General features: G+C 42.3%; 21 protein-coding genes and 5 tRNA genes. 18 read left to right on the forward strand and 8 right to left on the reverse strand.

Annotation, left to right across the window (positions count from 1 at the left end; genetic code table 11):
- Positions 1 to 366: 366 nt before the first annotated feature.
- A complete protein-coding gene (locus FTU37_RS14150; RefSeq protein WP_180105643.1) occupies positions 367 to 1,143 on the reverse strand; it encodes an IclR family transcriptional regulator in 777 nt (258 codons plus the stop codon).
- A 464-nt stretch (positions 1,144 to 1,607) separates the two neighbouring features.
- On the opposite strand from FTU37_RS14150, the gene FTU37_RS14155 reads away from it, so the two are divergent.
- From FTU37_RS14155 to FTU37_RS14165, 3 genes are read left to right on the forward strand one after another with little or no spacing between them, the layout of a single operon-like run.
- Entirely contained in the window at positions 1,608 to 3,707 is a 2,100-nt protein-coding gene (locus FTU37_RS14155; RefSeq protein WP_180124527.1) for an FUSC family protein, read from the forward strand.
- Positions 3,700 to 3,906, forward strand: coding sequence for a DUF1656 domain-containing protein (locus FTU37_RS14160; protein ID WP_180022052.1), 207 nt, complete (start codon positions 3,700 to 3,702; stop codon positions 3,904 to 3,906). Before FTU37_RS14155 ends, FTU37_RS14160 begins: the two co-directional genes overlap by 8 nt.
- 33 nt (positions 3,907 to 3,939) lie before the next feature.
- Positions 3,940 to 4,944, forward strand: coding sequence for an HlyD family secretion protein (locus FTU37_RS14165; protein WP_180124528.1), 1,005 nt, complete (start codon positions 3,940 to 3,942; stop codon positions 4,942 to 4,944).
- A 105-nt stretch (positions 4,945 to 5,049) separates the two neighbouring features.
- On the opposite strand, the gene ruvX is transcribed toward FTU37_RS14165, so the two are convergent.
- Together ruvX and FTU37_RS14175 are read right to left on the reverse strand one after the other, a co-directional pair.
- A complete protein-coding gene (gene ruvX / locus FTU37_RS14170; protein ID WP_078192570.1) occupies positions 5,050 to 5,493 on the reverse strand; it encodes a Holliday junction resolvase RuvX in 444 nt (147 codons plus the stop codon).
- Entirely contained in the window at positions 5,486 to 6,040 is a 555-nt protein-coding gene (locus tag FTU37_RS14175; RefSeq protein ID WP_078189425.1) for a YqgE/AlgH family protein, read from the reverse strand. Before FTU37_RS14175 ends, ruvX begins: the two co-directional genes overlap by 8 nt.
- Before the next feature lie 315 nt (positions 6,041 to 6,355).
- Between FTU37_RS14175 and FTU37_RS14180 the strand changes: the two genes are divergently transcribed.
- Entirely contained in the window at positions 6,356 to 7,081 is a 726-nt protein-coding gene (locus FTU37_RS14180) for a hypothetical protein (protein WP_180124529.1), read from the forward strand.
- 62 nt (positions 7,082 to 7,143) lie between these two features.
- Here the strand turns inward: FTU37_RS14180 and recN are convergent, their stop codons facing one another.
- Complete coding sequence (recN, locus tag FTU37_RS14185; RefSeq protein ID WP_180008045.1) at positions 7,144 to 8,805, reverse strand: DNA repair protein RecN; 1,662 nt, start codon at positions 8,803 to 8,805, stop codon at positions 7,144 to 7,146.
- A gap of 597 nt (positions 8,806 to 9,402) precedes the next feature.
- On the opposite strand from recN, the gene FTU37_RS14190 reads away from it, so the two are divergent.
- The 3 genes from FTU37_RS14190 to FTU37_RS14200 all read left to right on the forward strand — a co-directional run bounded on the left by FTU37_RS14190 (position 9,403) and on the right by FTU37_RS14200 (position 11,591).
- The gene (locus FTU37_RS14190) at positions 9,403 to 9,726 is read left to right on the forward strand and encodes a pyrimidine/purine nucleoside phosphorylase (protein ID WP_067763086.1); all 324 of its coding nucleotides are present in this window, start codon (positions 9,403 to 9,405) and stop codon (positions 9,724 to 9,726) included.
- A 177-nt stretch (positions 9,727 to 9,903) separates the two neighbouring features.
- On the forward strand, positions 9,904 to 10,662 hold the full coding sequence (gene rlmB, locus FTU37_RS14195; protein ID WP_168378207.1) for a 23S rRNA (guanosine(2251)-2'-O)-methyltransferase RlmB: 759 nt from the start codon (positions 9,904 to 9,906) through the stop codon (positions 10,660 to 10,662).
- An 8-nt stretch (positions 10,663 to 10,670) separates the two neighbouring features.
- A complete protein-coding gene (locus FTU37_RS14200) occupies positions 10,671 to 11,591 on the forward strand; it encodes a DMT family transporter (RefSeq protein WP_373686329.1) in 921 nt (306 codons plus the stop codon).
- 14 nt (positions 11,592 to 11,605) lie between these two features.
- On the opposite strand, the gene coaE is transcribed toward FTU37_RS14200, so the two are convergent.
- From coaE to pilB, 4 genes are read right to left on the reverse strand one after another with little or no spacing between them, the layout of a single operon-like run.
- Entirely contained in the window at positions 11,606 to 12,208 is a 603-nt protein-coding gene (gene coaE, locus FTU37_RS14205) for a dephospho-CoA kinase (protein WP_180124531.1), read from the reverse strand.
- Between the two features lie 9 nt (positions 12,209 to 12,217).
- A complete protein-coding gene (locus FTU37_RS14210; RefSeq protein WP_180039972.1) occupies positions 12,218 to 13,078 on the reverse strand; it encodes an A24 family peptidase in 861 nt (286 codons plus the stop codon).
- Complete coding sequence (locus FTU37_RS14215) at positions 13,078 to 14,304, reverse strand: type II secretion system F family protein (RefSeq protein WP_168378204.1); 1,227 nt, start codon at positions 14,302 to 14,304, stop codon at positions 13,078 to 13,080. Before FTU37_RS14215 ends, FTU37_RS14210 begins: the two co-directional genes overlap by 1 nt.
- A 32-nt stretch (positions 14,305 to 14,336) precedes the next feature.
- Entirely contained in the window at positions 14,337 to 16,046 is a 1,710-nt protein-coding gene (gene pilB, locus FTU37_RS14220) for a type IV-A pilus assembly ATPase PilB (protein WP_180004674.1), read from the reverse strand.
- A gap of 275 nt (positions 16,047 to 16,321) precedes the next feature.
- Between pilB and tpiA the strand changes: the two genes are divergently transcribed.
- From tpiA to FTU37_RS14275, 11 genes are all read left to right on the forward strand, one after another.
- On the forward strand, positions 16,322 to 17,113 hold the full coding sequence (gene tpiA / locus FTU37_RS14225) for a triose-phosphate isomerase (protein WP_180010652.1): 792 nt from the start codon (positions 16,322 to 16,324) through the stop codon (positions 17,111 to 17,113).
- 13 nt (positions 17,114 to 17,126) lie between these two features.
- The gene (secG, locus tag FTU37_RS14230) at positions 17,127 to 17,456 is read left to right on the forward strand and encodes a preprotein translocase subunit SecG (protein WP_078189417.1); all 330 of its coding nucleotides are present in this window, start codon (positions 17,127 to 17,129) and stop codon (positions 17,454 to 17,456) included.
- 52 nt (positions 17,457 to 17,508) lie between these two features.
- Positions 17,509 to 17,593: transfer RNA gene (locus tag FTU37_RS14235), tRNA-Leu, on the forward strand.
- A 48-nt stretch (positions 17,594 to 17,641) separates the two neighbouring features.
- Positions 17,642 to 17,718: transfer RNA gene (locus FTU37_RS14240), tRNA-Met, on the forward strand.
- A gap of 73 nt (positions 17,719 to 17,791) precedes the next feature.
- Positions 17,792 to 17,868, forward strand: a tRNA-Met gene (locus tag FTU37_RS14245).
- Positions 17,869 to 17,926: 58 nt separating this feature from the next.
- Positions 17,927 to 18,003: transfer RNA gene (locus FTU37_RS14250), tRNA-Met, on the forward strand.
- 90 nt (positions 18,004 to 18,093) lie between these two features.
- A tRNA-Met gene (locus tag FTU37_RS14255) sits at positions 18,094 to 18,170 on the forward strand.
- 216 nt (positions 18,171 to 18,386) lie between these two features.
- Entirely contained in the window at positions 18,387 to 18,911 is a 525-nt protein-coding gene (rimP, locus tag FTU37_RS14260; protein ID WP_078189416.1) for a ribosome maturation factor RimP, read from the forward strand.
- A 35-nt stretch (positions 18,912 to 18,946) separates the two neighbouring features.
- Positions 18,947 to 20,431: a transcription termination factor NusA gene (nusA, locus tag FTU37_RS14265; protein ID WP_180010651.1), complete on the forward strand. Its 1,485-nt coding sequence runs from the start codon at positions 18,947 to 18,949 to the stop codon at positions 20,429 to 20,431.
- Between the two features lie 10 nt (positions 20,432 to 20,441).
- On the forward strand, positions 20,442 to 23,135 hold the full coding sequence (gene infB / locus FTU37_RS14270) for a translation initiation factor IF-2 (RefSeq protein WP_180008040.1): 2,694 nt from the start codon (positions 20,442 to 20,444) through the stop codon (positions 23,133 to 23,135).
- A complete protein-coding gene (locus FTU37_RS14275) occupies positions 23,135 to 23,542 on the forward strand; it encodes a ribosome-binding factor A (RefSeq protein WP_078189413.1) in 408 nt (135 codons plus the stop codon). Before infB ends, FTU37_RS14275 begins: the two co-directional genes overlap by 1 nt.
- The last annotated feature ends 162 nt before the right edge of the window (positions 23,543 to 23,704 follow it).

The following is a 23,704-nucleotide window of genomic DNA, read 5'->3' on the forward strand; positions in this document are numbered from 1 at the left end:
TTCATGTACAACCATCATTTTAAAGGCGAAGCTATAATCACGTTGTGTGCGTTTAACTCGTTGTTCTTGTGCATGTTCCATAAAATAAGTCTCTTAAGGTGTAAACTTATTTCAGGACGGGACACAACAGCCGTAAAAAAAGCCCATATCTAGATGAGCTTTTTTCTTTCTCTGAGGAAGAGTATAGCGACAATCAACTGAAATCATGGAACACATGGTTGAGATGACTGCTAAAGAACAATAATCATATTATGATAATCTTTCTGGAATTTATAATTAATAAATTCAATTAATAATATGAATTTATCAGATTAATTAAATATCATCTTTACAACATCGCATCAGTTGTGCGCAAACTGATCAGATTTAAATGGCGTCCGATTCTTCCATCATACTGCTGTATTTTTTCTCAATACGCGCTGTACAGTCTTGCATCATTTCTACGACTTTTTGAAAGTTCATAAATTCAAAACGATTTTTAGACGCCAATAGGGTCAAAGCAAGTGGGGGTTCTTTACTGGAAAATTTAATCGGAATCGATAGGCTCGACATATTCGGGTCAACTTCACCATTGGAAAAATAATAACCCTGCTTTTTAATCTTTTTCATTTGCTGCATAAATTCTTCTTCATTATGCGCAAAACCAACTTGAGATAACTCGTCCGCAAAACGGTGGTAATAATCTAAAATCCGTTGCTTAGGTAACTGAGACAAAATTACTTTAGACGATGAGCCTTTATACATTGGACGCGGGCTACCTCGACCATAAGCCAATGCGGCATAGTCTTCATAAAGTTCATGATGTACATCAATGCAAGAGTCGATATTTAGATGCGTCAATAAGCAACAAGACTCTGTGCGTTCCACAATTTCTTTCATGAAGGGAATGCTAATTTGCACCAATGGATCGGTGGTGCGAGAAATAAAATCAAGCACAGCAATTTTTGAACCCAGTGTGTAATCGCCAGAAGTCCCACTGAGGCGCTGCAATAATTCAGCAGAAACCAGTTCTTTTAAATAGCGATAGCTCGTTGGTTTAGATAAGCCTAATTCTTCACTAATAATGTCGACATTGATGATGGGACGAGCAACTGAAAATAAGTCGAGTACGGTGAGAATTTTACCAAAACTGGAAAGCGCCATAAGAACCTGCTTGGTCACAATAAAAAATGAATCGTTAAGTTACTTTATAACAAATTGCTCGGCCTGATGTTGCGATTTTCTACACTGGAAATGAAACAAATCTGAAATATCACAGGGTTTCTTGGGCCATCCTGATAAAAGCATAGTAAAAACCTGAAATACTCATTTAAAATATAGTTGAATTATCAAAATAAGATATTTTTATTGACTTCGGTTTGTTTTTTTAGCAAAATTGCTATGAAAATATCCTATATTGAATAAATATTGCCCATCTGTTCGATGCGCAGGCAATGTTGCACATTACTTTTTGTATTCAAATGGTTTGAAATACGATTTGAATCGCTTCTTTACTTATTGAAATTTCTAGTCATTCCTGTGCCGTGATACAGGTTGTGCTGTCGAATGTTTAAGCATTCGATACGAGGTCGTTTTCACTAAAAAGAAGCAAACCACCGAGATCCATCATGCTGCTGACGAAACAAATACTCGCTTTTCGGCCCAATAAAATGGACTGGATTTTTGCGACCAAAACGTTCATCGCGGGCATGTTGGCATTGTATGTGGCCTTTGTACTGAATTTGGCTTATCCGATTTGGGCGATTGGCACCGTTTTCGTGATCGCGAATCCATATTCAGGCATGACGTCTTCAAAAAGTTTGTATCGTGTATTAGGGACGTTCTTAGGGGCGGCCGTGTCGGTGGTGGCACTGCCACATCTCATTCACATGCCTGTACTGTTTACGGTGTTTTTAGCGGTTTGGGTTGGGTTTTGCCTGTATTTGTCACTGCTAGACCGTACGCCTCGTAGTTATGTTTCCATGTTGGCGGGTTATACCACGGTCATTATCTGTTTTAACGTCGTGTATTTTATTGATACCGCTTCGATCTTCGATATGGCCTTGGGGCGTTTTCTCGAAATTACGGTGGGTGTGGTATGTAGTGCCATCGTGACCACGACATTATTTCCAATGCATATTGGCCCTGCAGTCGAAACACGCGTGAGCAAAACCTTTGCCGATACCAAAGAAATATTTGATCAGATTTTATTAGAGCCTGCCGAACTAGAAAATTATTCTAAAAATCTTGGCAATATTGCACGAGATATCGCGGATATACATGTCATGGCGGTGCATTTGTCATATGAAAAATCTACCTTAAAAGGCATGACACGTCCATTGCAGGAAATCTTGCATCAGTTGAGTTTGTTGGTCAGTAACTTGGTGGCCATGTCTGAACGGATGAAACAATTAGACGGTCTGGACACACATTATCGGACGGCACTCAAGCAAGCCCATGAACATATTGCCGCGTTTTTATTAGATCAACATCAGATTGAGGAAAGTGAACTTAATCAATTGCCTGAACAGTTTGAGCAAGATTTTCAACAGATTCAGGCACAGGCATTGCCATCACAACAGGTGATTTTGGGCAGTCTAAAAATGGATATTCGCCATTTTATTCAGAATATTCGTGCGATTCGCTTGCTTTGGCAGCGGGTACAACAAGGCGACTCCACTTTACCGGCCACACTAACCGCCTTGGGCAATAGTCATTATCCGACTTTGCACCGAGATGCGGGGGTTGCCATTCGTGGCGGGGTGTCTGCATGTTTGATTATTTTAATTTCTACGGGTTTTTGGATCGTCAGTGGTTGGAAAGCTGGATTTATGATGGCCGAAATGGCTGCGATCAGTGCTTGTATTTTAACTGCAATGGATAACCCTGTTCCTGCATTGAAAATGTTTATTCGCGCCAATATGTATGCGGCTTTTATGGTGTTCATCTACGCCTATGGCATTTTCCCGCATGTGACCGCTTTTTGGCAGTTGATCGTGGTGTTAGCACCATTTGTGATGTTCTGTCTGATGCTGTTTTTACATCCGCCTTTGATTGGGATCAGCTTGCCGCTTTTGATGGGCACCATCATGGGACTGAATTTTCAAAACCGCTTTAGCCTCGATCAGGTGTTTTTCTTTGATGCATCGATTGGGACGGTTTTGGGACCCATTATCTCGGTATTTATTATTCATTTAGTACGTGCAATGTCACCAGATATGACGGCCCAACGCATACTTTCACAGCACTACAAAGCACTGCGTCAGGCTTTATATCTGCCGTACGGCTTACCGTTTCGGGTGCATTTACGCAGTATGTTGGACCGAATCGGCATCCTAAACAGCAAAATGGTGCAATCAGGGAATTTGAAACAACAGATCGAGTGGGCTTTGGTGGAAGCCAGTGCCGTGATTGATTTGACCCGCTTGCAAGAACTCATGAATAAACTCGATCCGAATGATGCACTGGTCAGTGAACTTGAAGAGTTACAACAAGACTTAGATGACTATTTCCGTGCCATGGAACAAGGGCAAAAGAATGTGTATATGAGTTTGAAACAGCAAATTGTAGAGCGAATTCAACGATTGAATCAGGCCGTTCAGGGTCTTGAAAACGACGATGTTATGCATCGAATTCAGTATTCACTGAACAATATTCAAAGCAGTTTGTGTCATGTCCTAACACAGCAGACTCCAAATAATTTACAGGTCGAGGCACAACATGGGTGAGCTAAATGTGTATGGCGTCTATGTGCCCATTCTATTGATTCAAGCGGTATTGGCCTATCTGTTATTGCGGGTCATCATGAGTTTGCTTGACCGATGGATGGCGCCAGATTGGGTGCCGATGCCCAATATTTTTTATTTGGGTGTATTTGTGATGTTGCTTTGGCTGGTGCATGAAATCTTTATTTTCTGCCAGTTCTAAGCCCCTAAAAAATGAAATGATTGAGGTAATCGTATGACCAATTTGAATGTCCGAAAATATGTTCGGCCTGTATTGTTGATAATTGTGCTATGTGGCGCATTACTTGCGCTGAAACATATTTGGGACTATTACAATTCGGAACCTTGGACGCGTGATGGACGGGTACGTGGTGACGTGATTCAAGTGTCATCGGATGTTTCAGGTTTGGTCACAGACGTTTTGGTGCAAGACAATCAGCAAGTGAAAAAAGGCCAAGTGCTGTTTCGTATAGATGTGGCACGTCAAGCCTTGGACGTTGAGCAAGCCAAATCTGACTTGGCGAAAGCCAAAGCTGGACTAGCAGGGGCTGAAGCGCAGCTTGCTGAAGCCAAAGCGAATCTAGTGAAGTCACAAGCCAATATTAATCTTGCAGATAAAAATGCAAATCGTTATGCAAGTTTGATGGACGGTGCGATTTCAAAGCAAGAACAAGATCAAATGTTTGCAGTACGTGATCAATCACATGCAGAGCATGAACAAACTCAGGCAGCGATTGAACAAGCCAAAGCCAGTGTGGTGCAGCAAAAAGCCCTGATTGAAGCGGCCAATAGCAGTTTGCATTTGGCTGAGTTGAATTTAAAACGTTCGGAAGTGGTTGCACCGACTGATGGAACATTGTCTAACTTTGAACTCAAAGCAGGGAATTATGTCAAAGTCGGCCAAGCCGTAGCAGCCTTAATTGACCGTCAACAATTGTATGTTGTGGGATATTTTGAAGAAACCAAACTGGATAAAATCTATGTTGGCGCACCTGCAACAATCCAACTGCTGGGAAGTTCTGAAGTTTATAAAGGCCATGTACAAGGGGTTGCAACAGGGATTGAAGACCGTGAACGTACCTCGACTGATGGCTTACTTGCCAATGTCAATCCAACCTTTAGTTGGGTCCGTTTGGCACAGCGTGTACCAGTGAAAATTGTACTGGATAAAGTACCGCATGATCAGTTGGCTTTTGTCGCGGGTCGAACCACCACGATTCATATTGTGGATAAAAACTAAGTTATCCCCAATCATTTCATCCGCGCAGCATTGAGTGGTCAATCTTGCGCATAAAAAAGCATCCTCTTTTGGATGCTTTTTTATTTGCCTGTTTGTTGAAAGTGCTTAAGGTTTTAGTCCAACTGGATTTCGATACCAACTTTCAATAAACAATGCTGCAGCAAGGCTGTCGGCAGAAAGATTCTTCGCACGGCCTTGGGCTTGATAATGATCTAATTCATCACGCGCTTCACGTGTCGTTAAGCGTTCATCGACCATCAAGGTTTCAATATTGGTTTGGTGGCGAAGACGTCGTGCAAATTTACGCGCACGTGTGGAGAGTTCAGATTCGCTATCATCCATATTGAGCGGTAGACCCACGATGAACAAATCCGGCTGATACTGTTTCACAATCTTGAGTAGATTATCCCAATTGGGAATGCCATCTTTCATTGGAAAGAGTGGCAGGGGATTTGCACTTTCAATCAGGGCTTGTCCCACAGCCATTCCTGTTTTTTGTGTGCCAAAGTCAAAGGCCATAATCATTTGATATTGTGGTAAATCAGGCATGTCCAATCTCAGATGATAACCACATGCGGTCTACGCCCATTTTTTTATAGGCAGCGTCCCAGCGGTCGTCATAAGGTAAGTTAAATATTAAATCCATGTCTGAATCACAAATGAGCCAATCACCCCGAGCAATTTCTTCTTCTAATTGGCTTTTACCCCAACTGGCATAGCCTAGAGCCACTTGATAACGCCCCACACCTTCATTGTGTGCAATCGCATCTAAAATATCTTTAGACGTGGTAATACAGACATTTTCACCTACAGCAATAGACGAATGCCATGTCGGTTGACCGGTATGAAGAACAAAACCTGCCTCTGGGCGCAAAGGACCACCTTGCAACACTTCATGAGGATGCACATTATCTGCCTCAATTTCCAAATCATTCAAGAGCTCTTTGATCTGTAAACCTGAAGGACGATTAATAATGATGCCTTGAGCGCCATCTTCATCATGTCGCGCCAAATAAATCACCGTATTGGCAAAGAATTCATCGTTCATTTCGGGTGGAGCAATCAGGCAGCGGTGTGTGAGGTATTGTTTAGTCACCTAATGGCTTCTCCTTATTGGGGTAGGTTTCATTCTTGGGGTGAATTGCATTCGAATAACGTTGTATTTATCAACATACTAGACTCACAAGTTTTCAACAATGAGTTTTTCTGCAAATTCAATATTTGTCATGCTCGACCGGTGAGGGGCATACTAAAAATCTTCATCGTGCAGGCAGTTCTACAATGCGGTGAATCGTGAATCGTGAAGCGATGATTGGTAATTTGAACAACAGTAGTACAAAAGCGAGGAGAAGATATACGTGATTGATGACTGAGATTGCTTAAAATAGCAGGATAAACTGAGGGTAAAACAATGACACATTTTTCAAAAATAATAGGGATGGCACTCTGTGCAAGCCTACCTATTTCAGGCTTTGCAGGAAGTGCTGACTTACAAAAACATGAATCTCAGGTGATTAAAAAATATAAAAACTTAAATTTTTATGAGGTCAATGCAGCGATAGAACGTGAAATTGTGGATGTCATTGCGGCAGATCCCAGCAGTTTTCACTACGGATTTACGCAACTGGAAAAGCAAGGTTTTGTTCATGTGCAATATTCTCCGGATAAAAAACTAAAATTTTATAGTTTTGATGTGTCTGGCGGAGGCACCATGGGGGAGTGGAGCAGCTATGTGCAATATGCAACGGGAAAAACGCAACATTTAGATCAATTTGACTCAGGCTATATCAATCAAATTTTACCGATCAACATCCAAAATAAAACCGTATATTTGGTGAAGAGTTATTATAAAGGTGATAATTGCAGTGGACTACATCATCTAAGAGCTGTTGAAGTTGGACCAAAACAGTTACTTAAATCTTATGTATTTCAAACTAAGCAAAAGAAACTAGATCAAATCTCGGTAGATTATGACTGCCATTATGAAACCGATCGTCGTAGCGGGAATGAATATCTCAAAATCAGTCCGAAACACGTGGATGTAATGTTACTCAATCAACAACATCAGCCGCAGTATAAATATTTACGCTATACCTTAGGCTCGAAAGCCTTTGTGTATCAGGGAATTGTCAAATAGTGTGTTTAAGAAAAAAGCCTGTGTAGTTTTTAATCCACAGGCTTTTTTGAAAACAATTAAAATTAACTATGTTGAAATTTTAATTGTCGTAATTGTTTTGCGTGTTGTAAGGTCGTTTGACTAATCTCCACACCACCGGTCATTCGAGCCAGCTCTTGAATCCGATCATCTTCTTCTAATTCGATAATGGTACTGCTTGCAGGATCCGTTTGACGTTTTTTCACCAAGAGATGTTGGTCAGATTGGGCAGCGACTTGGGCTTGGTGAGTAATACATAAAATTTGAACATGCTGCGCCAAATCAGCCAACAAACGCCCGACAATTTCTGCCGTTCCGCCACTGATCCCGACATCAATTTCATCAAAGACTAACACTTCGGATTCAGTTTTTTCAGCATTCATTACTTGCATGACTAAGGCGATACGTGACAATTCACCCCCCGATGCCACGCGTGCTAAAGGCTGAGCAGGAATCCCTTTGTTTGCGGTGAACAGCAGTTGAATAAAGCTCAAACCTTCACTTGAAGCTTGTTCTAGAGGCTCAAATTTAAATTCAAAATGAGCCTCTGGGAGCGCGAGCTGCTTCACTTGTTCAGTCAACTGCTTCGCCAATGGGGTAGACGCTTCACGACGAATATCATCCAAATGCTGTGCTTTGGCTAAAAAGTCTTGATGAGACACTTCCACTTGTTCAGCTAAGGTTTCAGGATCTTCAAGTTGATGTAATTGTTCAAGCTCAAGCTGCCACGCATCATAATCATTTTTTAAGTCTTCAGGCTGAGTACGATATTTACGCGCTAAGCGATGAAAAACTTCGAGTTTAGTGTTTAATTCGTCCATACGTTCAGGATCGAAACTTTGACGATCAATAAACTGACGTAAATTTGCTGTCGCGTCTTCAATTTCACTTTGAGCGTTCAGCAGCGACGTATAAATTTCAGAAAGTTGTTCACTACGTCCTGCATGCGATTCAATCCGACGAATGATCGCGCCCATTTCTTGATTGATATTTTGCTCGGCGTCATCGAGGGCATTTAGACCATAGCTACAATCTTGCATGATATGTTCATGATGACTGAGACGGTCAAATTCTTGCTCGATTTCTTTGTAGTCCGTTTGCACAAGGTCTTCAAGTTCTTCCAATTGAAGTTCAAGCGTTTCTATCCGTTGCTTACGTGTTGCTTGGGCGTCGAGTGCTGCTTGGTGCTGACGAATGTCCTTTTGCCATTTGCTATAGGCATCACGCACGGCTTGAGCCGGCTGATAAAAATTGTAATAGCGATCTAGCCAATGTTTTGGGTAGGGCGGTTCTAAGAGTTGTTGTTGGCTGTGTTGGCTATAGAGTTGTACCAATAAGCGGCCAATTTCTTTTAATTCGGATAAGCTGCTCGGACGTCCATTAATCCATGCTTTGCTGCGACCTGTTGCAAAAATCACGCGACGTAAATGGATCTCGCCAGACTCATCATCTAGTTCGTGTTCTTTGAGCCAAAGCGCTTCAGGACTGTGCTCTTGATAGCTAAAGGTCGCTGTCACATCGGCTTTGTCTGATCCATAGCGCACATAGTTGGTGTCTGTACGTTCACCTAAGCAAGCTGATAATGCGTCTAGAAGTAAAGATTTACCTGCACCCGTTTCACCCGTCAGGACATTAAAGCCTTGTTCAATGTCGATGGCTAAATGGTCGGCTAATGCAAAATTGATCAGAGTTAAATGTGTCAGCATAAACGCATCCGAGCTGCGAAAAGTTCTAGTTAAAGATAATTAAGTTTTGTTTTGGTCACAAGACAAGTTTTATTTTAAGATGACGAAAAACCTCATAATTCTATCTTAAATTTCAGTTTAATTAGAAATTAGTTTCGTATCCGCTGTATGCACGTAGTGTTGTGATGCAAAGAGAGGATGATCTTGCATAACGTGAGCTGAAACCACCAACGTCCTGCCAAGTCCTCTTAAAACACGTTTGTGTATGTATTCTTGTATTTAATCTAGCGTGTTATTGCCATAAAACGTCATCATTTGGTCACTCAAATCTACCAATATGATTCATCACGCTGCTATTTTTTTGAAATGAGTTTGCAGCGTTTCGATTAACCCTAACTAGGACTTTAGTGGATGAAACAAAAAAGTATTTTGTACAACAGCACAGCTTGTTTTAGACTCTAAATGTTGAGGTGGTGGGATGAAATTGGGGCACATCCGGTACTCAGATTTTTGTAATTATCTATCGCACAGTTTTCAACACAGATTGATTAGTTTTTGCAGCACAATTAAACTACATCGATCAAAATATTATAAATATGCTTTATCTGGAGAAAACGCATGTCAGCACAGTTTGATCATGTATCGGTAATCAAAAAATCAAATGTTTATTTTGGCGGTCTATGCATCAGCCATACTGTGCAATTTGAAGATGGAACAAAGAAAACACTGGGTGTGTTGCTTCCAACTGAACAAGCGCTGACTTTTGAAACTCATGTACCTGAACGTATGGAAATTATTTCAGGCGAATGTCGTGTTCAAATTGCAGATAGCGAAGAAAGCGAATTATTCCGTGCGGGCCAATCGTTCTACGTGCCAGGTAATAGCCGTTTTAAAATTGAAACAGACGAAGTCTTGGATTATGTGTGCCACTTAGAAGGCTAATGATTCAATCAATTTAGGCACAGTTTTTTAACCTTAAATCGGTTAAACTATGTGTCATAGCATAAATCCTGTAAAGCTTGCTTTGCAGGATTTTTCTTTTTGGCAGCCTATGCTGTGCTCTAGGGATATCATACCCTGTTCAAAAGTTAATCGAAGTTTGCAAATTAGAGGTCGTTCATGGCGAAACCGGAATATTATTATGGCGTTCATTCAGTGGAGTCATTACTGGAACTTGAGCCAGAACGCGTTTTAACTTTATTTGCGTTAAAAGGACGTGATGATCAGCGTTTAAAACGTATTTTTGAGCTTGCAGAACCGTTTGGTGTCAGCATTCAAAAAGCTAGTCGTGATAGTTTGGAAAAACTTGCGGGACAACCGTTCCATCAAGGTGTGGTTGCTGCTGTACGTCCACATCCAGTTTTGAACGAAAAAGATTTAGAGGCTTTATTACAAGCCAATCCAAATGCGTTGCTATTGGCATTAGATCATATTACAGATCCACATAACCTTGGTGCATGCATTCGTACAGCGGCAGCCATGGGTGTTGAAGCGGTGATTGCACCGCGTGATCGTTCAGCGACACTTACCCCAACAGCCCGTAAAGTGGCTGCAGGTGGTGCTGAAAAAGTGAAGTTTATTCAGGTGACGAACTTGGCACGTACCTTGGCTCAAATCAAAGAAGACTTTAATGTACGTGTGGTCGGCACCATGCTAGATGAAAAAGCTTTGCCGATACAAAATTTTGACTTCACAGGTACGGGTGTATGTGTGGTGATGGGTGCTGAAGATACAGGTTTGCGTCCCATTACTCAGGCGCAATGTGATCAAACTGTTTACATTCCAATGGCTGGAAATTTGCAAAGCCTAAATGTCAGTGTCGCGACAGGTATGGCATTGTATGAAGCATGTCGTCAACGTAATAATGAATTGAAATAGCAGTGATGATGTCTCCTCAAAAGCAAGGTTATTTATATGTGTTCATTACCATGTGTATTTGGGGAGGATTCACCTTAACGGCGCGTTTAAGTGCTAATTGGGGAATCAGTGCTTGGGATATCACAGCACTCCGGTTCGCTTTGGCATTTTGCATCTTAATGCCAATTTTGATTTATAAAAAAGATACGGCTTTTTTATGGAAGAAAGAGCCTTTTATCCTCGCCATGCTCGGCGGGGTGACCTATTGTTTAACAGCCTATAGCGCATTTCATTATGCTCCTGCGGCCCATGCTGCAATTTTCCTCAATGGTTGTATTCCCTTATGTACGGCTATAGCTGCATTTCTGATCTTCAAGCAGCCGCTCGATAAGCATACCTGGATCAGTGTAGTGATTATGGTCTCTGCCATTAGCTTAATGAGCTATTTGATGTATGTGGAAACCGGTGTAGCGTTTGGTCTCGGTGATTTGCTGTTTTTTATCAGTGCCATTTGGTGGGGGATATTTACGGTATTACTTAAGCAATGGAAGCTCTCTGCTTGGCATGCCATGGCGGGGGTTGCGATTTGGTCTGCCGTGGTATTTGTGCCAATTTACCTACTATTTTTCCCTAAACATTGGTCCGATCCAGAGCCGCTGCAGCTTATTGGGCAAGTCATCTTTCACGGTATTTTTGTGGTGATTATTGCGACTTTAACGTATGTAGAGGCGATCAAGCGCTTAGGTGCATTTAAAGCTGGAAGCATCGTAACTTTGGCACCTTTTATTGCTGCAATTTTAGCGGTGCCGCTGCTAAATGAACCTTTAAGTTTTGCAATTGTATGTGGATTGCTCGGGATGGGGATTGGAGCGATTCAACCTTGGAAATGGTTGGGGCGAAAGGATAGTCTAGAGCAGCAACTCGAACAACAAAAAAAGCAGTCTGAGTAAGACTGCTTTTTTATTTAGCTTTTTTCAGCATGCGCTAAATACTTGAGATGCAAAGGCCGAAGCTGCGCATAAAGATGATCTAAATGACCATCATTCAGCACGATATCATCGGCAATTTTTTGCTTTTCCTGACGTGGCATTTGTACGTGAATAATTTTTTGGATTTGCTCGATATTTTGACCATCGCGCTGTGATGCACGCTGAATTTGCAATTGTTCTGTGGCATCAATCAGCAAGGTGTGATTGGTCAATTCATGTTGATTGGTTTCAAATAATAGCGGTGAAACCAAGATGACATAGGGGCTGCTTGCTTCGTTTAATTGTTGGATAAGGGATTGGCGTATTGCTGGATGGGTAATGGCTTCAAGTGCTTGACGTGCTTTAGGATCTTTAAAGATATGTTCACGTAAAGCGCGCCGATTTAACTCACCATTTTCCAGTAAAACCCAATCACCAAAATTTTGCTGAATTTGATTCAGTGCGGGTTGACCAGGTTCGACAACTTCCCGTGCAACGATATCAGCATCGACGACTTGAATGCCTTGGAGTTCAAACCAATTGCTTGCAGCAGATTTACCGCTACCAATACCACCTGTTAAACCCAAGACAAATGTCATACAACAACCTTACTGACCCAAATAAATTTTCATAATTTGATCACCCCATAAAAAGGCGATCCATCCAGCGATGGCAATATAGGGACCAAATGCAAAAGGTTGGTTTTCTTTACGGACTTTGAGCAAAATAATCCCAATGATTGCACCCACCAGTGAAGAGAGTAATACAATCAGTGGAAGCAGGAAAGGGCCCATCCATGCACCCAAGGCAGCTAAAAGCTTAAAGTCACCATAGCCCATACCTTCTTTGCCAGTGATGATTTTAAATAAATAGTAAACAATCCATAGGCATAAGAAGCCGATGATATATCCCCAAATGGCTGAGGTTGCAGAGGTATAAATGGCATAGCTATTCACGCCAAGCCCGAGTGCAGCCAAAGGAAGGGTATAACGGTCAGGTAAAAGTTGTGTGTCAAAGTCAATAAATGTTAAGGCAATCAAGACATAAGTCAGCACCAGACCAAACAGCATTTGGATGGTTGGGCCAAAAACTGCAACAACAATCAGCGCACAGATCATGGTGAGTAATTCGATCAGTGGATAACGGCTACTGATCGGGTTTTGGCAACTTCCACATTTTCCGCGTAACACGATCCAACTGATGACTGGAATGTTTTGATACCAACGTATAGGTGTTTTGCATTTTGGACACGTTGAAGCAGGTGTACTCAGGGTGATCTTTGTTTCATCAATAATCGGTTGGTCTGGATGTAAAAACAGTTGGCAATCCGTGCGCCATTCTTGTTCCATCATCTTTGGCGTACGGTAAATCACCACATTTAAAAAACTACCGATGCAAAGACTAAAAATCCCAACTGCGATATACATCGCAATTGGGGTATTGATTAAATATGTTATTAATTCTTGCATTAAACCACAGAACCCATTTGGAAGATTGGAAGATACATTGCAATCACAAGACCACCAACGAGGACACCCAGTACCGCCATAATTAAGGGTTCCATCATCGAGGTTAAGCCATCTACGGCATTATCAACTTCGTTTTCATAATGCGTTGCCACTTTATCTAGCATGGCATCTAAAGCACCTGATTCTTCACCAATAGCCACCATTTGAACCGCCATAGAGGGAAATTTATCGGTGACACGCATGGCGAATTGCAATTGCTGGCCGGTCGCCACATCTTCACGAATTTTTAACACAGCTGTTTCATATACCACGTTGTTGGTTGCACCTGCAGTTGATTCAAGCGCATCAATTAAGGGTACACCGGCTGCAAATGTGGTTGCCAAGGTACGGCTGTAGCGGGCAATAATTGCTTTATAAACCAAATCACCAAAAATCGGTGCTTTCAGTGCAGCTTTGTCCAAGAAGTCACGGAAAGCCTTGCTACGTTTTTTCGCTTCCATGAAACCAGCAATCACAGCTCCAATTCCAATGATGAGGAAGAACCAATATTTTTGCATCCATTCCGACATGTTGACCACCATTTTGGTAAAGGCAGGTAAGTCTGCACCAAATGATGAAAACAAGTCTTGGAATACGGGAACCACTTTTACCATCAAAATAATCGTCACAATAACAGCGACAACGATGACCGCTGCTGGGTATTTCATGGCTTTTTTGATTTTTTGCTTAAGCAATTCACTTTTTTCTTTGTAAATGGCAACACGGTCTAGCATGGTTTCAAGTGCACCCGACTGTTCACCTGATTCAACCAAGGAGCAAAATAGGTTATCGAAATACTGCGGATATTTGCGCAGCGCACCAGCAAAGGTATTACCGCCTTCAACTTCACCTTTGATCCCCAAGACCACTTCACGCATGGCTGGGTTTTCTAGGCCTTCCGCCACGATTTCAAAACCCTGAACGAGCGGTACACCGGCTTTCATCATGGTTGCAAGTTGGCGCGTGAATACCGTGATATCCAAAGTGGATACTTTCTTTTTCATCAAGCCTTCGAGAATATTTTTGCGTTTTTCTCGAATGGTTTTAATGGTGATGCCTTGCTTACGTAAAGTGACTTTGGCTAAAGCCATATTACGCGAAGGCATTTCCCCTTTGATTTTCGCCCCTTTGCGATCCACGCCTTCATAACTGAAGGTTGGCATCATCTGCGCTTTTTTTACAGCCATGAATTTATCCTTATTTTTAAATACTAATTCACTTACTCACTGGTCACACGATTGACTTCTTGAAGTGAAGTCACCCCCTGCATGACCTTAATTAAGCCTGAACGGCGTAAATTGTTAAAACCTGCTTGATTTGAAGCTTCGGCAATTTGTAAGGCATTGCCATCTTCCATAATAATTCTTGAAATTTCAGGTGTCACTTTCATGACTTCATATATACCGACACGACCTTTATAGCCTTCGCGGCATTCGGAACAACCGACAGGTTGGTATATTTGAAATTCTGGTGTATTTAAATCGTCTTCAGTAAAACCAAGTTCCAGTAGACTTTGTTTTGGTACCTCTACTGTTTCTTTACATTGTGAACATAGGCGACGCGCAAGTCGCTGCGCAATGACAAGGTTCACGGATGTCGCAATGTTAAATGAGGGCACGCCCATATTGCGTAAGCGTGTCAATGTTTCAGGTGCACTATTGGTATGTAGTGTAGACATCACCATGTGACCCGTTTGAGCTGCTTTAATGGCAATTTCAGCCGTTTCTAAATCTCGAATCTCACCGACCATCACAATATCAGGGTCTTGACGTAAGAATGACTTCAATGCTGCAGAGAAGGTGAGGCCGACTTTATTATTTACGTTGACCTGATTGATCCCTTCTAAGTTAATTTCCACAGGGTCTTCGGCCGTTGAAATGTTGGTATCTTCACGGTTAAGAATGTTTAGACCTGTATATAAAGATACGGTTTTACCGGAACCCGTTGGACCGGTAATGAGCAACATGCCTTGCGGTTTTTCTAAAGCCTGCATGAACAGTTCTTTTTGATCCGGTTCATAACCCAACGCATCAATCCCTAACATCGCACTAGAAGGGTCAAGGATACGTAGAACAAGTTTTTCACCAAACAAGGTCGGTAAGGAGTTCACACGGAAGTCGATGGCTTTGTTCTTTGACAGCTTTAACTTGATACGACCGTCTTGTGGAATACGTTTTTCCGAGATGTCCATTTGTGACATGACTTTTAAACGCGAAGCAAGTCGAGTCGCAAGTTGCAAGGGCGGATTGGTAATTGTTCTTAACACGCCATCGACACGGTAGCGGACGCGATAGGTCTTTTCGTAGGGTTCGAAATGTAAGTCAGATGCACCCATACGAATCGCATCGACTAGCAGCTTATTGATGTATTTAACAATCGGCGCTTCATCACCATTGTCTTTTTCATCTGCTTGTTCAGCTGGGTCTATCGTTTCCTGTTCTAAATCAAGATCAAAGTCATCATCAAAGTCGAAAGTACTTTCTTCAGCGAAGTTCTGCTCAATTAACTTTTCAAGTTTGTCATGTTCAACAATAATGGTTTCGGTATTGAGCTTACTACCAAATCGGATAGCATCTACAGCTTCAATATTGGTGGGATTACTGATCGCAACGAATAACAAATTGCCATGTTTAAAAATGGGCAAAATACGATGCTTGGTAATTAACTTATCTTCAAACTCATCACGAATGATTAAAGACGTGTCATAAGTTGAAATATCAAAAACCGGTTCACCGAACTCTATCGAGATGGTTTCTGCAATCAGGCGTGCTGAAAGTTGATATTCCTGAATCAAATGCGGCACGATATCTTGATGAGCCTTTTTTGAATTTTGCAGCGCTGTTTGCATTTTTTCGGCAGACAGATGCCCTTCGTCAACTAAGCGACGAATAAACCCCGTAAATCTTGAAGAACCTTGAACTGCTGTCATGCTTTTACTTGCCTATGCTTCAGTCTGTTTATAATTGGTATAGCAAAATTATACTTTTGTTGCACAAAAATACCATATCTTAAAGTGTTGTCACTAGCTAAGAATTGGTAAAAAGCATGAACCAGTCCTTAAATCTGCTTAATTTTTTTACAGAAAAGTGAAGATCTTGGAATGACTGGTGTGGTTCGAAGATGCAAATGTGTTGAAATTTATCTTCAAAATTATGAATTACGTGTAGAATGTGCCCGATTTCATCTTTGTCATGTGGGATAAATATGTCGGGTTCGACGATTACGCCTTGGGTAGTGGGTAACTGGAAAATGAACCCATTGCAAGCCGATGCTGGCGCACTTCTTAAGAATTTTAAGCAATTATTAGATGAACAAAATATTGCTGAAGCGGCATGCCATATTGGGGTTGCACCAACAGCTATTGCTCTGACCACGGTGCAAAATGAATTAGCACAGGCTAGCCGTAACATCATGACCGTTGCACAAGACGTTTCTCGCGTCGCAGGTACAGGGGCATATACGGGTGAGCTCAGTGCTGAGCTATTAAAAGATTATGGTGTTGAATTTGTACTGATTGGTCATTCAGAACGCCGTGAAATTTTTGCTGATCAACCGCATATCATTAATGAAAAAGTAAAAAATGCATTAAACGCAGGTTTGACTGTGATTTATTGCGTGGGTGAAAGCTTAGAACAACGTGAAAGCGGTCAAGCAGAACAGGTTGTGTTACAACAAATATGTGATATCGCTGCTGTCGTACAAGCAGAGCAGTGGAAGCAAATTGTGGTGGCTTATGAGCCAATTTGGGCCATTGGCACAGGTAAAACAGCGTCACCTGAAGATGCGCAAGCGATGCATGCTAAAATTCGTGAAGGTTTAAGCCAAATCACTCCAATAGGACTTCAGACTGCAATTCTTTATGGTGGTAGTGTAAAACCAGAAAATGCAGTAGAGTTGGCAGCCTGTCCAGATATCAATGGTGCGCTGGTCGGTGGTGCATCATTAAATGCAGAGTCGTTTTATAAAATTGCTCAAGCATTTGCAAATACAAAATAATTAGGAGTTCAGCATGCATACGTTTGTGCTGGTGGTACATATTATCTTAGCGATTTTAATGATCGTGCTGATTTTAGTTCAGCATGGTAAAGGCGCAGATGCGGGTGCATCTTTTGGTGGCGGCGGTGCTGCAACTGTCTTTGGTGCATCTGGTTCGGGCAACTTTATGACCCGTTTGACTGCGATTTTAACGGCTTTGTTCTTTGTTACGAGCTTGACACTTGCGGTGTTTGCAAAGAAACAAACGACAGATGCATATAGCTTAAATGCGATTTCTTCAGTACCGACTGCGCCAGCAAAATCGGCTGAAACTTCGCCAACTGCACCAAAAAGCTCTGAATAATTTATTTAGCGCTTTCTTTTTTGACGTGTTGCGACTAGAATGCGTCACAGCTGCGGTGGTGGTGGAATTGGTAGACACGCTACCTTGAGGTGGTAGTGCTTTCGGGCGTGGGGGTTCAAGTCCCCCCTTCCGCACCAACTTATAATCCAGAACATAAGTTGGTGTATGCAGCTAAACTCTGTTGATGCGGGATGGAGCAGTCTGGTAGCTCGTCGGGCTCATAACCCGAAGGTCGTTGGTTCAAATCCAGCTCCCGCTACCAATCAATTCTATTTTTAAGATGCAAACTTTTAAATGGACAGCTTTTAAAGCTGAGAGAACTATTTGCATATTGATGCGGGGTGGAGCAGTCTGGTAGCTCGTCGGGCTCATAACCCGAAGGTCGTTGGTTCAAATCCAGCCCCCGCTACCAATCTTATATAGCACACAATCTATATAAGCAGTTTATCTGAAAGTCATTGTGATGTTGATGCGGGATGGAGCAGTCTGGTAGCTCGTCGGGCTCATAACCCGAAGGTCGTTGGTTCAAATCCAGCTCCCGCTACCAATCCTCTGAGATGCAACTCAGTAGGGCAATTCTTCAGGTTGTTTTAGATTGAAAATGGCCAAGAAATTGTATATAATTTTTGCATGTTGATGCGGGATGGAGCAGTCTGGTAGCTCGTCGGGCTCATAACCCGAAGGTCGTTGGTTCAAATCCAGCTCCCGCTACCAAGTTTCTAAAAGAGGCTCACAACTAGGTGGGCCTTTTTGCACAGTGGACTATGGTTTTCTGTGTAATAATGGGGCGATTTACGCCCTTTTTTATTGGCTATCGTGTAGTGTCGACAGTATTTTGGTCAAACCGTCATGTTTCACTACTACTATAGTTTTGCATTGGTCTGTAGTGGTCATTTCGACCATCGAATCGCACAAATTTGACGAGAGTAAATGAAGCTATCAAATAAAACTCAAGCACTTCAGGACTTAATTGCCCCAGCGGTGCAAGCATGTGATGTAGAACTTTGGGGGATTGATTTCCAACCTCAAGGTAAGCGTTCACTGTTACGTATTTATATCGACCGTGAAGTTGATGAAAATGCAGAACCTGTCATCAATGAAGATGGCGAAGTTGAGCAAGGCCGTGGTATCGGCGTGCAGGACTGTGTTCGTGTCACTCAGCAAGTGGGTGCGATGTTGGATGTACATGATCCAATTTCAGGCGAATATGCATTGGAAGTGTCATCTCCAGGTTGGGATCGTCAGTTCTTTAAATTGGAACAAATGACGGCATACATTGGTCAGCAAGTCGCTTTGCGTTTGATCAGTGCTGTGGATAATCGTCGTAAATTCCAAGCCAAACTTGTAAGCGTAGACCTTGAAAGCGAAATGATTCAGGTTGAAGTTGAAAAGCAACAAGTGTTGGATATTGACAGCCACAATATTGATAAAGCAAATCTGGTTTTCCAAGATTAATTTAATAAATAAGAATCTGAACGAATAGGTGACTTATGGCTCGTGAAATTCTTACCGTAGTAGAAACGGTTAGTAACGAAAAAGGTGTAAGTCGTGATGCAATTTTTGAAGCGCTTGAACAAGCTTTAGTTGCAGCGACTAAGAAGAAATTCTACGAGGGAACTCACTCGGAAGAGGCTCGTCTACGTGTAGAAATCGACCGTCGTACTGGTGATTACCGTACTTTCCGTCAATGGGAAGTGGTTGCCGACGAAGATCACGAAATGCCAGCATGCCAAGATGCGATCTCTGATGTAGATCCTGCAAAATGGGCAATTGGTGATATTCGTGAACTTGAAGTTGAATCGATTGATTTCGGTCGTATTGCGGCACAAATTGCGAAACAAGTGATTGTTCAAAAAATTCGTGAAGCAGAACGTGCATTAATTGCAGATGCTTACGAGTCTAAAGTTGGTGAACTCATCTACGGTGAAGTGAAAAAACAAACCAAAGATGGCTTTATCATTGACTTAGGTGACAATGCAGAAGCATATCTTGCGCGTGAAGAAATGATCGCTAAAGAAATTCTACGTCCTAAACAACGTGTAAACGCGATTTTGTTTAATGTGAACCGTGAAGGCCGTGGTGCTCAGTTATTACTTTCTCGTTCTAAACCAGAAATGCTCATCGCATTGATGAAGAAAGAAATTCCTGAAATTGCTGAAGAAATCATTGAGATTAAGGCAGCTGCACGCCAACCTGGCGTTCGTGCTAAAATCGCTGTGAAAACAAACGATCACCGTATTGATCCTGTAGGTGCATGTATTGGTATGCGTGGTACACGTATCCAAGCGGTTCAGTCAGAGTTAAATGGTGAGCGTATTGATGTAGTCGTTTGGTCGGATGACGCGGCACAGTACATTGCAAGTGCTTTAGAGCCTGCTGATGTATCAGGTATCGTGATTGATGAAGAAGAACGTACTGCAGATATTATTTTTGCAACGAGTGATCAGTTAGCGCGTGCAATTGGCTCTCAAGGTCAAAACGTACGTTTAGCATCTGAATTGACTGGTTACAAGCTCAATATGATGCTTGAAGAAGAATATCACGCACGTCAACAAAACGAAGCGCAACAATATTTAGATATGTTTGTTACACGTCTAGATATTGATGAAGACTTAGCGATGGCGTTGGTTGAAATGGGCTTCACATCATTAGAAGAAATCGCGTATGTTCCTGCGGAAACATTCGATGAGATCGAACTTGATGCTGAAACTGTTGAAATGCTACAAGGTCGTGCAAAAGAAGTTGCATTGGCTGATGCATTGAAACAACAAGAGAACATCCAAGAGCCAAGCGAAGAGCTTGCTGCAATGGAAGGCGTGACTAAAGAAATCGCGTATGCGCTTGCCGCTCGCGGTGTGGTAACTGTAGATGATCTTGCAGATCAAGCCACTGACGATATCTCTGATATTGAAGGTTTAGGTGCTGAAAAAGCAGGTCAACTTATTATGAAAGCGCGCGAATCATGGTTTAACTAGGAGGTAATATATGACGGACAAGTCGATTAAGGAGTTAGCTCTCAGCGTGGGTCGTCCAGTTGAGAAGCTGCTGGAACAGGTTCGTGATGCAGGTTTAACACAAACTAAACCTGAAGATATTATCTCCACTGAACAACAAAATGCCCTCGTTAACCATTTGAAAAAAGTTCATGGTCAGGATGCGGGCAATGCAGGACAAATCACGTTGAAACGTAAAACTACCAGTACTGCTAAAGTGGCGAGTACATCGGGCAAGGCAAAAACGATTAATGTAGAAGTTCGTAAGAAACATACATTTGTTAAACCGGATCCTGAGCAAATTAAAGCTGAAGCATTAGCGAAAGCACAAGCTGACCAACAAGCACGTAAACAGGAACCTAAGGTTGAAGCGAAAGCGGAAGAACCGAAGCAACAACCAGTATCTAAAGCGAAACAAGCTTTAGAAGCAATGCGTGCTGCTGCGAAGCAAGAACATGCGAAGCAAGAAACACCGAAAGCTGCGGTTGTTGTAAAACGTAAGTCAAACAACAAGCCAATTACAAAACCTGTTGAAACTCTAGAACAGAAAAAAGCACGTGAAGCTCAAGCAGCACAATTGAAAGCTGTAGAAGAAGCGGCGCGTCGTAAAGCCGCTGAAGAAGCGCAACAACGTACGCTTGAGCAAATGCGTCAAATGGCGTCTAAGTATTCTAACGAAGACACTACTGCGACCATTCGTGTTGTAGATGATTCTCCGCTTGCTGCCGGCCTTGTAGGTCAGGCATATGAAGATTCATTTGCGAAAGAAGACCGTGAAATTAAACGTGGTACCAATACCAACAATTCACGTTCACCTAAAAAAGGTGGTCGTCGTGGTGAAGAGCAATCTTTCCGTGATAACTCACATAAACGTGGTTTAAAAACAAGTCAAGCGAACAAGCATGGCTTTGAAAAACCAGTTAAAAAACAAGTTTATGATGTTGAAATTGGTGAAACAATTGTTGTTGCTGACTTGGCTGCGAAAATGGCGGTTAAAGTTCGCGAAGTTATCAAATCACTCATGAAAATGGGCGAATTGGTTACTCAAAACCAAGCGATTGATCAAGAAATCGCAGTACTTGTTGTTGAAGAAATGGGTCACAATCCAGTACTTGTTTCGGATACACAAGCAGAAGATAACTTACTTGAAGCAGCTGAAGAAGCGCGTGGTGTCCAAACCACTCGTCCGCCAGTTGTGACAATTATGGGTCACGTTGACCATGGTAAAACATCACTTCTTGATCGTATTCGTCGCTCTAAAGTGGCTGCAGGTGAAGCAGGTGGTATCACACAGCACATCGGTGCATACCATGTGAAAACTGAAAAAGGTATTATTACTTTCTTAGATACACCGGGACACGCAGCATTTACTGCAATGCGTTCACGTGGTGCGAAATCTACAGATATCGTAGTGTTGGTTGTTGCAGCAGATGATGGTGTTATGCCACAAACTGCTGAAGCGATTGACCATGCACGTGCAGCAGGTACGCCAATTATTGTTGCTATCAACAAAATGGATAAAGAGTCTGCTGATCCAGATCGCGTATTGAATGAGTTGACGACGAAAGAAATCGTACCTGAGCAATGGGGCGGTGACGTTCCAGTGGCAATGGTTTCTGCGCACAGCGGTGCAGGTATCGACGAACTTCTTGACTTGATCTCAATTCAAGCCGAACTTCTTGAGCTTAAAGCATCTGAAGAGGGTGCGGCACAAGGTGTTGTAATTGAAGCACGTGTAGACAAAGGACGTGGTGCGGTAACATCGATTCTTGTTCAAAACGGTACATTGAAAGTGGGTGACCTTGTTCTTGCAGGTTCGTCATACGGTCGTGTACGTGCAATGACAGATGAAAATGGTCAACGTATTAAATCTGCTGGTCCTTCGATTCCTGTGGAAATCTTGGGTCTACCAGAAGCGCCAATGGCGGGTGATGAAGTTCTTGTTGTAAATGACGAGAAAAAAGCACGTGAAGTTGCTGATGCGCGTATGGATCGTGAACGTCAAAAACGTCTTGAGCGTCAATCTGCGATGCGTCTTGAAAATATCATGGCGTCTATGGGCAAGAAAGATGTGCCTATTGTCAACGTGGTATTGAAAACAGACGTACGTGGTACTTTGGAAGCATTACACGTTGCACTTGCTGAACTTGCAACTGATGAAGTGAAAGTACGTATTATTGGTTCAGGTGTTGGTGCGATCACTGAGTCTGACGTAACACTTGCTGAATCATCAGAAGCGGTTCTTCTCGGCTTTAACGTACGTGCTGATAATACTGCACGTCAAAAAGCTGATGCTGATGGTATCGACATTCGTTACTACTCGATCATCTATCAATTAATTGATGATGTGAAAGATGCGATGAGCGGTAAATTAGCGCCTGAACACCGTGAAACAATTCTTGGTGTTGCTGAAGTACGTGAAGTGTTCCACTCAAGTAAATTCGGTGCTGCTGCAGGTTGTATGGTACTTGAAGGTACATTACACCGTAATAAACCGATTCGCGTATTACGTGATGACGTGGTGGTATTCCAAGGTGAGCTTGAATCTCTTCGTCGCTACAAAGATGTGGTTGAAGAAGTTCGTGCCGGTATGGAATGTGGTCTTGCGGTGAAAGGCTATAAAGACATCAAAGCACAAGATAAGATTGAAGTGTACGATGTTCAATTGATTAAACGGAGTCTTTAATGGCGGGTAGTCAACGTCTGAAGCGTATGGCGGATACAGTACAACGTGAGTTGTCAGAACTGATCCGTCAGGAGCTGAAAGATCCACGCTTAGGTGGTCTTGTGACCATCTCTGCCGTGAAGGTGAGCCCAGACTTAGGATATGCCGAAGTTTATGTGACTGTAATGGGTCGTGAGCTAGGCGATGAGCAAAGTGAAGCCGCAAATAAAGAAACTTTAGATGTCTTGAATAAAGCATCTGGTTTCTTGCGTCATGAACTGAGCCGTCGTATCAAAACACGTATTACGCCACGTTTGCGTTTCCATTACGACAAAACAAATGCTTATGGCAACTATATGTTTGGTCTAATTGCAGAAGCGGTCAAGGACTTACCTCCTACTGACGAAGCAAAAAAAGATGATGAATAATTCAGTTCGCTGAATGAAAAAAGCCACCTTCGGGTTAATGCCAGTCAGTTAAGAGATTGACTGGCTTTTTCTTGGGTATTTTTGAGGTTTTCCTTTTACAACCCTTGGATAACTCCTCACTCTTCTCTCAGGTATAACATACCGATTAGATTTCTCCATTAA

Source organism: Acinetobacter sp. YH12097, from assembly GCF_013419225.1.
GTDB lineage: Bacteria > Pseudomonadota > Gammaproteobacteria > Pseudomonadales > Moraxellaceae > Acinetobacter > Acinetobacter amyesii.